Here is a 13,405-nt window from a genome sequence, read left to right as displayed (position 1 = left end):
CGGCGGCGTTAGAGTATACAGGAGTGCCACCTGCTCTGTCGACCACGACTTTGAGCCGGTTCAGTCGTAGGTCAGTTCGGTCGCCTTGCCGCCGAAGATCCGGTAGGCATAGAAGGAATAGCCGATGATGACAGGGAGCACGAAAGCGGTGCCGACGAGGATGATGCCGAGGCTCTCGGTCGCCGATGCGGCTTCCCAGATCGTCAGGCGGTCTGGCACGACATAGGGGTAGAAGGAGTAGGCGAGGCCGGCGAAGCCCAGCGTGAAGATCGCGGCGAGCGTCAGGAACGGGGTGATCGAATGGCGGTCGCCCTTGAGAGGCAGGTGGAACGACAAGTGCCACAGCCATAGGAATGCTCCTCCCGTGATGATCGGCAGCGGTGTCAGCCAGGCGATCTCCGGCCACGTGAACCACTTCTCGAAAATGCGCGGGCTGGCGAACGGCGTGGCGAGCGAGACGGCGACCATGCCCAAGGCCGTGAACAGGAGCGCGCCGCGCAGGAAGCGCACTGCCTTGCGCTGCAATTCCCCTTCGGTCTTGTAGATGAGCCATGCGGCGCCCATCGCCGCGTAGGACGCCGCGAGACACAGCGCCACCAGCGCACCGAAACCGAAGACGGCCAAGCCGTCGTCGAGACCCAGCACATAGACGCCGAGCATGTAGCCCTGCGAGAGGGAGGCCGTCAGCGAGCCGGCGAAGAACAGGAAATTCCAGCGGTGCTTGCGATGGACGGGAACCTTGGCGCGGAAGTCGAACGCGACCCCGCGCAGGATCAGCCCGACGAGCAGCACGAAGACGGGTAGGTAGAGCGCGGTCAGGATGATGCCGTGCGCGACTGGGAAGGCCACCAGCAGGAGGCCGACGGCCAGCACCAGCCAGGTTTCGTTGGCATCCCAGAACGGGCCGATCGCCGCGACCATCGTGTCGCGTTCGTCGTCGTCGGCCATGGCGAAGAGGATGCCGATGCCGAGGTCGAAACCGTCGAGCACGACGTAGATCAGGATCGACAGACCCATCAGGCCGGCGAAGATCAGGGGCAGGAGGACGGGCCAGTCGAGGGTCATTGGAGGCACTCCAGCCGAGGTGCGCGTCTGTGGACAGGAATGAGGCTCGACATCGTGCGGGCTACTCCCCGGCCTGCGCCGGCTGTGCCAGCGGTTCGTTGCGGACGCCCGGCATCGGTGTCTGGTCGCCGTCCTTTGCCGCCTTCAGCGCGAGATGCGTGAGCACGCCCAGATAGACGATCATCAACGTGACATAGAGCGCCACGTACACCGTCAGCGTGAAGCCGACCTGGCCGGCGGGCACGGGGCCTACCGCCTGTTCGGTTCGCAGGACGCCGGTGACCAGCCATGGCTGGCGGCCGATCTCGGTCGTGTACCAGCCTGCAAGCGTGGCGACCCAGCCGGAGAAGGCCATCGGCGCGTAGGCATAGGCGAGTGGCCTGGGCAGCGTGCCCCGCCGCAGGAGGAAGAAGCCTGTGGCCCAGGACAGCGCAAGCATGGCGAGCCCGACGCCGACCATAATGCGGAAGCCCCAGAACACGGGGGCCACCGGCGGATGGTTGCCGACATAATCGTTCAGGCCCGGCACGACACCGTCGATCGAGTGTTTCAGAATCAGGCTGGCCCCGTTGGGGATAGCGATCTCGAAGCGGTTTTCACGGGCTTCCTCGTCGGGCCAGGCAAACAGGACGAGCGGGACGTTAGGCCGGGTTACCCAGTTCGCCTCCATCGCGGCGACCTTCTGCGGCTGGTGCTCCAGCGTGTTGAGGCCGTGCATGTCGCCGACGAAGATCTGGACCGGGATGAGGCCCGCGCCGAGGAACACGCCGGTGCGCAGCGCCTTCCACATCGAATCGGATCGGTCGCCCTTGAGGTAGCGCAGGGCGGAGAGGCCCGCGATCAGGAACGCGACCGTCAGGCCCGACGCGATCAGCATGTGGGCCAGGCGATAGGGGAACGACGGATTGAAGACGATCGCCCACCAGTCGGTAGCGTAGGCGACGCCGTCGCGCATCTCGAAGCCGGCAGGCGTCTGCATCCAGGAGTTCAGCGCCAGGATCCAGAAGGCGGACATCGTGGTGCCGAACGCGACCAGCACCGTTGCCAGCGTATGGACCCGGTTGGAGACACGCCGGAAGCCGAACAGCATGATGCCGAGGAAGACGGCTTCGAGAAAGAACGCCGTCAGGACCTCATAAGCGAGGAGCGGCCCGGCAATGTTGCCGACCGTTTCCATGAAGCCCGGCCAGTTGGTGCCGAACTGGAAGCTCATGGTGACGCCCGAGACGACGCCCAGCGCGAAGGAGAGCGCAAAGACCTTCACCCAGAAGAAATAGGCGCGCATCCATGCGCCGTCGCCGGTGGCGTTGTAGCGCAGCTTGAAGAACAGGAGCACCCAGCCAAGCGCGATGGTTATGGTCGGAAAGAGGATGTGGAAGGAGATGTTGGCTGCGAACTGCAGTCTCGAAAGGATCAGCGCGTCCATGGGCCGAGCTCCGTTTTCTTCCACTTCCGCGTGCATAAGCGGCGGCAGCCGGTGGGTCAAAGTAACCACCTGTCGCAGAGGCGGAGTGTCGCGGAAGCTCCCATTGATAAGCGCGCGGCAATTCCGAAAGGTTACGGTTGCAAGCACTATCGATCTAAGAGGAACACGAAGCTCAGCAACTGCAGCCTTACTTCAGGGGAGCGGGTAGTGTTGTCGGATTTGCCGCACCGCGCGCGAAACTCGGCTTGGGGTTCGCTTGATGATGGCGATCCGCTCCCAGAGTGACCTGGGCCGCTTTTCGTGAGATGGCCAGGAAAAATCTAAACGAAATGAATCGCCATGCGGGATCAAACTGCCGGGCTCAAGGGCGGGATGCTCTTGTCGCTGATCCCGGCACAAAACAACTCAGCTTCTGTCGCACAACATGCGCGACTTGCGGCATCTGGCTGCGGGAAACGCAAGGCTGGACGGTATTGACGTCCAAGCCCTATCTTTGTCGCGCATAGGTCTCTGACTGGGCCATGTGTGGCGACACGGGGCGGCGATCTCGCTGCTGTCAAGAAATTCCGTGCGCGTGAAGACACCGACAGAGCGTGTCGGAACCCTCCGCCGCCGCAGGCGAATTGCCTGCGGCTTTGGTGTCGGCGACGCAACAGGGACGGTCGACTGCTCACGTCAGCCCTTCCTGACATCGGGTAGTATATTGACGAAACAGCACGCAGGGCTGGCCGAACGAACCTGCCGTTTCGTTTCGCAGCCACAAGCTACCGCGAGTAAAAACATCCGATTGCGTCGGTCGCAAACGTGGCCACGACGGTGACGGGGAGGTGATCCGTCTCCATCGTCTATGCTGGCACGGACTGCGCGCCTGCTTCCTTCAATCGCTTCGGCAGCAGGAAGTCGATCAGCGCAAAGAGCGCGATGCCGAGGCCGGTCAAAGGGAAAATGAGACAGACGACGACGGCGATCGCCATGATCGCAACTGGGGCCCTAAAATCGCGCGGGTAAAGCGGCGCGCCCAGTTGGCCCGCGGGACGCCGCTTCCACCACATCACCACACCGGAGAAGCACATGAAGAGGATGAAGAGGCAGAACAGCAGATTGAGCGCCGTGTTGAGTGGGCCGAGGTTGCCTTGATGCAGTGCAATTCCAACAGCCATCGCCTTGCCGGGGAGTGAATAGTCGGAAAATCCGACTTCGGCCAGCACCTTGCCAGTGTATTGATCGACATGGACCGTGCGGTCGCCTGTGGCGTTTGTCGTGTCGCCATCCATGGAGTCGGCGGAGATGGTGAAGACGCCGTCTTCGCCCTGCGGCACGTTGATGCGGAACTGCCCGTCGAAGCCGATTGTGCGCGCAAGTGCGGCCACCGTATCCAGGTTGACAGGCGTGCCCTCGGGGACACCCGAAGCGCCTGCCTCTGAGCCTGAGACGGGCATCGCCGTCTGCTCTATCGCCCACGGCACTTCCTTCAGCGCGCCGTGGTTCATCGAGGCGTGCGTCTTGTCCGAGAGCGGAACGTTATCCCACTTCTCTGCCGGGAATGTGCTCCAGGCCTGGGTGATCTTCTCACCCCATATGCCGGCCCAGGACAAGCCCGAGATCAAGAAGAATAGCAGCACCACGGCCATGTAGAAGCCGGCCGAAACATGCAGTTCCTTCCATGCGGCCCGGCCGCGGGCTGCGAAATTTGGCACGAGCGCGCGGGTCAGCGTCCTGCCGTTACGCGGCCACCACATATAGAGACCGGTGAGCACGAGCACGATGCCCAGGCCTGCGGCGATCTCCATGATGCGGTCGCCAATCGTGCCGATCAGCAACGTCCCATGGATGTTGTTGGCCCAATAGAACCAGGTGTTGTCCTTAACGATGCTGTGGACGACCTTCGGGCCATGCGGGTCCACACTGACGACGACGTTTTTCCCGTCAGCATCGACGATGAATACGCTGGCGCGATCACTCGATGCGGGATTGACGAGCAGCTTCAGGCTGCTTCCGGGAATGGCGGAAATGGCGGCCTCACCCTGCTCGACAAGGGAGGCGCGCTCCCCGTCTGGCGCGACATAGTGCTTGGCGCCTAGAAAGGTCTCGATCGAGTTGCCGTAGAGCATGATCATGCCGGTCAGTGCCGAGACGATCAGAAACGGTATGACGACGATGCCGGCATAAAAATGCCAGCGCCAGATGGAACGGTATAGACGCGTGCTGACTGTCTGGTCAGGCAGCCTTGGCTGCAAGAATGGACATGCTTCCCCCTCGGGATCAGAGGCAGCCTCTGAGGGCCGCCGGTTGGGTTGTGAATTGGTCAGGTCGGCCCGGGGGCCGACCACGCATGACGAAGGCCGTTACGACCCAGAGATCAGGCGCTTCAGCTTGGCAAGGCGCACATCGGCCTTCTCCTCGTAGGCGATGGTGCCAATAAACCGTCCGTCCGCATCCATCATGAAGATCGAGGCCGTGTGGTTCATCGTGTAGTCGCCATCGTCGGTGAGGATCTTCTCCCAATAGGCGCGGTAGGCCTTGCCGACGGTGGCGATGTCTTCCTCGCTTCCCGTCAAACCGACGATCCTCTGGTCGAAGGACTGCATGTAACGCGACAGCACATCCGGCGTGTCGCGCATCGGGTCGACCGAGATGAAGAGCACACGCAGCTTGTCGGCGTCAGGGCCCAAGGCCTTGAGCGCTTCCGACATTTCCCAAAGCGTCGTCGGGCAGACTTCGGGACAGTGGGTGAACCCGAAGAACACGGTAAAGGGCTTTCCGCGCAAGTTGCTGTCGGGAAACGCAGCACCGTTCTGGTCGGTCAGCGTGAAGGGGCCGCCGATTTCTACGGTCTGTTGCGCCGTCGGACGGAAGAGGCCCACGGCCAAACCGACTCCCAGGCTTCCGAACACGAGAACGGCAAGGATGGTCGACGCGATAAGCCGATTGCGCCAGACGCGTGCGTTAGCCGCCATGGCCGTTATGCTCCGTCGCGCCGCCGATTGCCTGGACGTCGAATTCGACGTCAACGGTACCGGCCTTCTCGAATGTCAGCGTACCCTTGAACTTTTCGCCCTGCTTGGCGCCTTGCTTGAGGTTCATGAACATGATGTGGAATGCGCCGGGCTTCAGTTCGACAGTCTCGCCCGCGCGGATCTCGACGCCACCTTCGACCGGCCGCATGGTCATGACCCCATTGGCGTCGACGGCCATTTCGTGGATCTCGGTTTTGCCGGCGATTTCGCCGGTGGCCGAGATCAGCCGATCGGGTTCCGTCCCGCCGTTCTTAAGGGTAATGTACCCTGCGGCAACCTTGGCGCCGTCTGGTGTGGCGCGCGACCATGGGTGCACGATTTCGATCTCGCCCGCCTTGAATTCATGGGCGAACAGCCCCTGGGTCATGGCAAAAAGCAGCATCGTCGTGAAGGCGAGGATGCCGAGACGCTCCTCGATCGAACGAAAACGTGAAAGCGGATAGGTGTTGGAAGCGACGCGCGCGGCATCGCGAATGGAATTGCGCATGAAATTGCTCCGAAGTCGCCCTTCTGCCGCATGGCAGCATGGGATTATGGCTGATATGATCGACGCTTCAGCGTCGGCGTGATCAGGCCGTTAGCGGAGGTGCGCGGGGACTTCCCGGATCGTGATCCGGTGAGGGCAGGACAACGCCCTTTCCGATTGAGAAAAGGACGTCGGAGACGATCAAAGGCCGGGCAAGACCGGTGCCGTCAGAATCCGGGATTGCAAGTAAGGGCGAGACCGTGCTGCAACCGAAAGTGCAGCAGTTCGGCATTTTTGAATGGTCGCTTGTGGAACCGCCTGTTGGGTCAGTACTGGTGATGCAAAGCGGATTGCCGAACGCGTCTAGCATCGGCGTGGCGGCCATCGCGCCGGATCCCCAGCCTGAGAGAGCTGTCTGGGCAAGAAGGATCAATGCCGCGACTAGCGCGACAAATATGTTCCTCTTGTGTTCGGCTGCCCTCACGATGTCTCTCCAGAATGGAGACTACCATCTCAGCGTGTGGGTGAAAATCGGGAGGGCTGCGACAAATGTGGCCACTGCACACTCAAACTGGCATAGGTACATGGGGCGCGCTGGATGCTGAGATCGGTATTTCTTAGCAGTGCTGGATATGAACCGCTCTGTTTGGTCGCGAAGGATCGAATATCGCGCCGATCGAAGAAAACCACGCACACCATTGGGGACGTTGCCCGATAGCGCTCATGATCGCTCACAAAATCCAGAAGAGCTATTGCGACCAAGCCCTTTCAGCAGGCACGCGGACATTTGAGAGAGGGATCGAACACGCGGACCTAGGGCAGGGGCGATCCTGTAATGATCAACTGAGAACCAACTCGTCTGTGTTCTTCACTTCGGCATAAGCGAACGCGAGGGCGGACATGTATGCGGCATGAACGTCCGACGCAGCAACGGTCTTACCGCCAAATTCAAGGTTGCGGGTCGCACAGGCATCCGACACGACCGTCACGCCAAACCCAAGGTCCACCGCGGCGCGGCTCGTGGCATCAATGCACATGTGGCTCATAGCGCCAACGATCACCAGTTCTGTGATGCCGTCTGCGTCCAGAACCGATTTTAGGGCCGTGTCGCGAAACGAATTCGGGTGGTGCTTGGTAACGACGGTTTCATCCGGCAGAGGTGTCATTTCCGGGATGATCTCTGAGCCTTCGGCGCCCGCTTCGAAAAATGGGGCGCCGACGGGATTTTCGTGACGAACGTTTATAACCTTGACCCCAGCGGCGCGCGCGGCAGCAGCTACTTTGGCGGCATTGCTGACGGCCTGTTCGATGCCATCGAGCGCGAAACGGCCTGAACTCAGATAATCCTTTTGAAGATCAACGACGATGACGGCGCGTTTGCTCATGGTCTTCTCCCCTTAGTGCTGCGAGAGTGGGCGGCAGCCTGCCACCCAATCAACTCACGTCTCTATTATCAAGTCTGGAGCGGCTTGGAAGGTGCGGCAATTGGGTCGCAATGTCGTTTCATCGAAACGCACAATATCAAAGAAGCACCGCCGGAGAATTGGGTGCTGACCCATTAGCCCGGTGAAACCGAGCGCAGCGGTGATGATAGACTACCACCGATACTCCCAGGCGCCGTGGATAGTTGTCGGTCGTCATGGCTCGACATTCTCGGAGTGTCGGCGGTTTTCACGAGTAGGTTGCACGGGTTGTGACAGACCGCCTAGAGGATCCGCTGCGGTCAAGACAACTGAGAACGGCGCCCGGCGAATGCTGGGCGACGCTCGATGTGGAAAACTCAACCGAGCGTTTCCGCAAGCCACTGTCTGACGCTGCGCGGCATTAGCCCGAGCACACTTTGCGCACTTGTCTCATTCCTAATGACGTTTGCCGGCGCTTCCCATAATGCCTTATACAGGCCGACCACATTGGCCGCAGCGGGGCCGAACATCGGCTCGATCAGCTTGCCGAATGAGTCCGGCGCGAGCGATTGAAACGCGACGCCGCGTCCGAATTCCTCGGCAAAGCCAGTGGCCAGATCCTCTCCTCCAAGCCCAGGCAGATGGCCGACCCCGACAATCCCGCTAACGGAATGATCGGTCAGAAGTTTTTGGGCGGCTTCAGCGACATCGAGGTGCGAGCACCAGGAAACAGGAAAGTTTGCCCGGATCGGATAGCTCAGCGTTCCGTCGGCTTTCGCGGCTTCGAAAATGGGCGGCAAAAGCAGATTTTCGAGATAAAGGCGCGGAGCGACGATAGAATGCGAGATGCCGCTGTCTCGGATACCGTTGACCAGGATCATGATGGCGCTGTCATCGGATGCTTGGAGCGGGCTGCCAGCCATGTCAATGATGGCACCGCTGGTCGAGGCGACGACCCGCTTCGGCCTGGCGGCCTTAATGGCAGCAACGATGTTTTGCGCATATTGTCGACGTACCGGCTCTGGCGCAGCCGGCAGGTGAGCGAAAACACCGTCGACTTCGTGATAGGCGACGGTCAGAGAATCGACCGATGCGTTGTCGACGGCGATTACTGGCTTGCCCTTCAATTGGCCAGGATTGCGCACCGCTCCGACTGCGGCCGTGCCGTTGGAAAGTAGTCGAGTGAGCAGCGGACCACCTTGTGCTCCACTGGCACCGTGAACAACGTAGGGCATCGAATTCCTCATAGGATATGGAAATCGGATAGCCATTGGTGCAATATCTGCATCGGTTACGTCAAATGCACCAATGCGAGAAAGTTCGATGAGTGTAAGAAACCTCCCGCAGTGCGGGGTGGACCGGTTCCTGATCCTGCTTGATGGACCCTGGGCCACGCTGATCGTGCGCGAGCTGTTGCATGGACCGCGGCGGTTTACTCAACTGCGCGAGGCGCTGTCAGGTATTAGCGCCCACACCCTGACGAACCGCCTGCGAAAGTTCGAGCAGCACGGTCTGGTGACACGCACGGCCTATGCCGAAACCCCACCAAAGGTGATTTATGAGCTGACGCCTCTCGGCACCTCTCTCCGCAACGTTCTCAACGCCATGAACGATTGGGGTGTAGCCGTGCCTGATACTGCGGTGATGCTGGCCGCGCCCGCCGAGACTCTAGCCAATCCCCTTCGTTAGGTTGGCCGTCACATGATCTTGGCGCGCATTCGTGTACCGACGAGCCTTTAACGAGCTGTGCCATCGCAAGGGAACAAGGCTGGCTGCCAAAAAGCGCCAGGAGTCACCAATTTCCAAATTATCTAACCGTAAATGCTAGACAATCTGCATTCCTTCGCCGCCAAAGTTGCTCTCTCCCTGACACAGTTTTCGAACGTGTGCCTCCTCTCGCTTTATGCGATTCGTTGCTCGATCATGCAGGCGGTATACCGACAACCACGGGGATTCCGATGACGCCGGAGTGAGTCCGGTAAAAGCGGCTCGTGATCCTGCGCTAAGCGGCGTCCACGATGCTGTAATATGTCCTGTCAAAGCCGCTGGTCCGCAGCGCGCCAAACACGTCCCGATGGGCAGTCGGTTATTCGTCCTCGGCGCTGGCGATTTGCTGCTCATCACCACCGACTTGAAGATCAAGGGTCAGATTACGACCGTCAGCCGGGTCTTGGTCTATCACCCCTAGGTCCTCAATCACACCGAGCCGGGCTAGCTGCTCTGGCCTGTGCCGATGGAATGGAAATGAACCGATCATCGCTGAACTTCGTAGCCCGCGTGTTCGACGACGTCGAAAATTGCACTCTCTGACACTTTGGTCGTATCGAGCTTTATAAGAGCACTGTTATCGACCAACGAAACCTTTACAGCCATGATACCCGGCAGCCTTCGCACCTCACTCTCGATGGTGCTGACGCAATCGGCGCAATCCATGCCCTCAATATTGAACTCGATAATTCTGGATGTCGTCATCGGTGGTTCCTTCGCATGTCTGGATCAACGATGACGCCCAATCTGAAACCTGCAGTTCCTCGAGGGTCAATAGCTTCTCTCGTGAAAATTGAGATAGCCGTATGCGCCAACGACGCACAAATCCGCACAAGGCCTCCTTCAACATGAAGGGTCATCTGCTATCGCTTCGCGGTAAAGTCTGCCGTTCGTGGCATCGGTCAGCACGGTCCGTCCTGACAGCGAGCCTTGGAGGACGATGATCCGAAATGCTGGGCTGGCCCATGCTCTCCACGTCATCTATGCGTTCCAAGGTCCTCTGGAGATACCGCTGCGGCCTTTAACTCATCACAGAGTTCATACCAACGGCGTGCGCCGTCAGAATGCGCCACGACACCGAATCTACGCTGCCGCCCGATAGGGGTCGCGGTAGGCAAGCAGGCGCAAGGCATTGAAGACTACGAGCAGGGTCGAGCCTTCATGGACCGCAACCGCAGCTCCAATGCTCAAACCGAAGATCGTCGCAGGCACGAGCACGGCGACGATGCCGAGGCTGACCACCACGTTCTGGAGGATGATCGAGCGGGTCCGGCGGCTAAGCCCAACGGCGAAGGGCAGGCGCGCCAGGTCGTCGGCCATCAGCGCGACATCGGCTGTCTCCAGGGCTACGTCAGACCCGGCAGCGCCCATGGCGATGCCGACCGTTGCGCTCGCCATCGCCGGCGCATCGTTGACGCCGTCGCCGACCATGGCCACTTTGCCTTCGGAGCGCAGTTTCTTGATCGCCTCCACCTTGTCCTCGGGCATCAGGTCGCCCCAGGCTTCGTCGAGTCCGACATCTCTGGCGATCGCGTCGGCGACCTTTTGGTTGTCGCCCGAGATCATGATCATGCGCGTGATGCCGATTTCGTGCAGCTTCTTCAGCGCGTCCCGCGCAGCGGCGCGTGGCGTGTCCATTAGCCCGATCGCGCCGAGATCGCGATCGTCCTTGCGAACCACCATAGTCGTACGGCCGCCGTCCCTGAGCTGCGCGATCGCCTCGGTCATAGCGGCGCCTAGAGCCGGGATGCCGTCGGAGCCGAACATTTCGGCCTTGCCGATCCACACCGTCTGCCCGTCGAGCGTCGCCGTCACACCTTTGCCTGTAAGGCTCTTGAGATCGGACGCCTCGGCAACAGCCTGTCCGTCCAGCTTCTCCCTGCCGTCGCGCGCGATCGCCGCGGCCAGCGGATGGTCGCTCAGGCTCTCGACGGCGACCGCGACCGTCAGCAGTTCTTGCTCGTCCACGCCCTTGGCGGTAACGATGTCGGTGATGCGCGGCTTGCCTTCCGTCAGCGTCCCGGTCTTGTCGAAGGCGATCGCCGTCAGCGAGCCGAGATTTTCCAGCGGCCCGCCGCCCTTGACCAGCACGCCGCCACGCGCCGCGCGGGCGACGCCCGAAAGGACCGCGCTCGGCGTAGCGATGGCGAGCGCGCAGGGGCTGGCGGCGACCAGCACCGCCATCGCCCGATAGAAACTATCTCGGAACGGCTCGTCCACGACGACCCAACCGAACAGCATCACGACCGCGAGCGCCAGCACCACCGGCACGAAGATGCGCTCGAACTTCTCGGTGAAACGCTGGGTGGGTGACTTCTGCGCCTCCGCCTCGCTCACCATCTTGACCACCTTGGCGAGCGCGCTGTCGGTGGAGCGGCGCGTCACCTCGATCTCGACCGCGCCCGCACCGTTGATCGTGCCGGCAAAGACGCGAGAGGCGCCGTCGACGGAGTCGGGCCGCGCCCGAGCCGCCGCGGCGTCGGTGACCGGACTTTTGTCGACCGGGATGCTCTCGCCGGTCACGGGCGCCTGATTGATGCTGGTCGTGCCGTTGATGAGGAAGCCGTCGGCGGGAAGTCGCTCGTTTGGGCGCACGACAACGATGTCGCCGACCACTAGCTCTTCCAGCGGGATCTCTCGGGTTTCGCCGTCGCGCCTGACGGTCGCGACCGGCGGCGCGAGTTCCGCTAGCGCCTCGATCGCGCGCTTGGCGCGGCCCATTGCGTAGTGCTCCAGCGCGTGGCCGAGGCTGAACAGGAACAGGAGCAGCGCGCCTTCCTCGAACGCGCCGAGGGCTGCCGCGCCGGCCGCGGCGACCAGCATCAGCGTGTCGATCTCGAACCGCCTGAGACGCAGATTGTCGACGGCCTCGCGCAGCGTGAAGAACCCGCCGAAGAAATAGGCCGCGATGAAGCAGGCCGTCGGCAGCCAGCCCGGCGCGCCCGCAACCAGATACTCGACGGCGACGCCGATGCCCAGCAGCGCACCGCTCGACAGAGCGAAGATCAGTTCGGTGTTCGGCCCGAGGAACTCGCCATGGGCATGATCGTGGCCGTCACCTTCGTCGTGCTTTTCGCCTTTCGGTCCGTGATTGTGACCGGCTTGCGCGTCCTTGCCGCCTCCCGGAACGGATGCAGGCTCCCCCGTTCGCCGGACGCCGAGGCTTCGCAGCGCCTCGTCTATGGCATCTTTAGATGTGGCCTCCCGATCGAACTCGACATGCACGGTGCCCGCGGCGTTCGCTTCGGCCTCGACGACCCCCTTCATAGCCCGTAGCTTTTCGGCGGCCGTACGGGCGCGACGTTCATGACCTATGCCTGTGACATTCCACGTCAGATGCCCGAAGCGGTTCGTGATCTGCGCGCCGGCGGCCTGGGTGATCTCGCGGATCCGCGCCAGGGGGAGAACTTCCGGGTCGTAATGGAGGCAAAGCCTGGCAGGAAACTCCGCTTCAGCAGGAACGATATGGACCTTTTCAACGCCCTCTCGAGCCGTAAGATCGGCGGTGAGGCGATTGACGCAAGAGTCCGCCATGTCGTCCACCTCAGGCAGAAGCACCGGAATATCCAGACGTAGCTTGCTTGTCATGCCGAAGGACTCCCGCGTCGTCAAACTTTGATTCAGTGACTCAATATCATTCCTGTACCCAAATCGATACTAGACGCTATAGCCCTTTGCCGCCTCTAGGCCACCGCTTGCCTACCCTCTGCTTGGTGACTTCAGGACTTCCGCTTCCGCCTTCTCAAGGGTCTTACATAAATCTCAAGCCTATGGCTGATAATCTCGAAGCCGTGCTCCCGCGCGATTTTCTGCTGAAGCCGCTCGATCTCATCGGACCGAAATTCGACCACCTGGCCCGATTCTACGTCGATGAGATGATCATGGTGTTCCGCGTCGGCGCGTTCGAAGCGCGCAGGTCCGCTTCCAAAAACATGCCTCTCGAGGACGCCTTTTTCATCGAGAAGGCTAAGTGTCCGGTAGATCGTCGAAAGCGCGATGCGTGGGTCGACTTTTGTCGCACGCCGATGAAGCTCTAAAGCGTCGGGATGATCGCTCGCCTGCTGAAGCAGCTCAACAATTACGCGTCGCTGACCCGTCAAGCGGAGACCGCATTCTTTGCAGATCTTGACGATATCAATCGGATCGGTTTGCAACGCTCTCGGCCAATCGTACCCTGCTACCATTCAATGGGCTGTGCCACCTCAACCTGCGCATCCCGACCCAAGAACCGCGGGCCGTGTCGAAATAGCACAAGTTCCAA

11 protein-coding genes are annotated in these 13,405 nt (G+C 61.1%); 1 reads left to right on the top strand and 10 read right to left on the bottom strand.

The features are described from left to right. Positions 1-60: 60 nt before the first annotated feature. From GGR00_RS17745 to GGR00_RS17715, 7 genes are all read right to left on the bottom strand, one after another. Positions 61-1,065: a cytochrome d ubiquinol oxidase subunit II gene (locus GGR00_RS17745; protein WP_184700203.1), complete on the bottom strand. Its 1,005-nt coding sequence runs from the start codon at positions 1,063-1,065 to the stop codon at positions 61-63. Between the two features lie 61 nt (positions 1,066-1,126). Continuing rightward, positions 1,127-2,491, bottom strand: coding sequence for a cytochrome ubiquinol oxidase subunit I (locus tag GGR00_RS17740; protein ID WP_184700202.1), 1,365 nt, complete (start codon positions 2,489-2,491; stop codon positions 1,127-1,129). Positions 2,492-3,336: 845 nt separating this feature from the next. Further along, on the bottom strand, positions 3,337-4,728 hold the full coding sequence (locus GGR00_RS17735; protein WP_184700201.1) for a PepSY-associated TM helix domain-containing protein: 1,392 nt from the start codon (positions 4,726-4,728) through the stop codon (positions 3,337-3,339). Positions 4,729-4,836: 108 nt separating this feature from the next. Further along, positions 4,837-5,355 (bottom strand): SCO family protein, encoded by a 519-nt coding sequence (locus tag GGR00_RS17730; protein ID WP_343065579.1) that lies wholly within the window; start codon positions 5,353-5,355, stop codon positions 4,837-4,839. Positions 5,356-5,437: 82 nt separating this feature from the next. Beyond that, positions 5,438-5,995 carry a copper chaperone PCu(A)C gene (locus GGR00_RS17725; RefSeq protein WP_184700199.1) on the bottom strand — a complete coding sequence of 186 codons (558 nt, stop codon included), beginning with the start codon at positions 5,993-5,995 and terminating at the stop codon, positions 5,438-5,440. Positions 5,996-6,813: 818 nt separating this feature from the next. Continuing rightward, entirely contained in the window at positions 6,814-7,359 is a 546-nt protein-coding gene (locus tag GGR00_RS17720) for a cysteine hydrolase family protein (RefSeq protein ID WP_184700198.1), read from the bottom strand. Between the two features lie 395 nt (positions 7,360-7,754). Beyond that, complete coding sequence (locus GGR00_RS17715; RefSeq protein ID WP_184700197.1) at positions 7,755-8,612, bottom strand: SDR family oxidoreductase; 858 nt, start codon at positions 8,610-8,612, stop codon at positions 7,755-7,757. A gap of 118 nt (positions 8,613-8,730) precedes the next feature. Here GGR00_RS17715 and GGR00_RS17710 point away from each other — a divergent pair, with 118 nt between their 5' ends. Continuing rightward, positions 8,731-9,066, top strand: coding sequence for a winged helix-turn-helix transcriptional regulator (locus tag GGR00_RS17710; RefSeq protein ID WP_210315054.1), 336 nt, complete (start codon positions 8,731-8,733; stop codon positions 9,064-9,066). A 564-nt stretch (positions 9,067-9,630) separates the two neighbouring features. On the opposite strand, the gene GGR00_RS17705 is transcribed toward GGR00_RS17710, so the two are convergent. From GGR00_RS17705 to GGR00_RS17695, 3 genes are all read right to left on the bottom strand, one after another. Further along, positions 9,631-9,849, bottom strand: coding sequence for a heavy-metal-associated domain-containing protein (locus GGR00_RS17705; protein ID WP_184700195.1), 219 nt, complete (start codon positions 9,847-9,849; stop codon positions 9,631-9,633). Positions 9,850-10,227: 378 nt separating this feature from the next. After that, positions 10,228-12,732: a heavy metal translocating P-type ATPase gene (locus tag GGR00_RS17700; RefSeq protein ID WP_184700194.1), complete on the bottom strand. Its 2,505-nt coding sequence runs from the start codon at positions 12,730-12,732 to the stop codon at positions 10,228-10,230. Between the two features lie 131 nt (positions 12,733-12,863). Then, on the bottom strand, positions 12,864-13,328 hold the full coding sequence (locus tag GGR00_RS17695; protein WP_184700193.1) for a Fur family transcriptional regulator: 465 nt from the start codon (positions 13,326-13,328) through the stop codon (positions 12,864-12,866). Positions 13,329-13,405 lie beyond the last annotated feature (77 nt).

This window comes from Aminobacter aganoensis (genome assembly GCF_014206975.1).
Lineage (GTDB): Bacteria > Pseudomonadota > Alphaproteobacteria > Rhizobiales > Rhizobiaceae > Aminobacter > Aminobacter aganoensis.
This window is presented reverse-complemented; position numbering and strand designations above follow the sequence as displayed.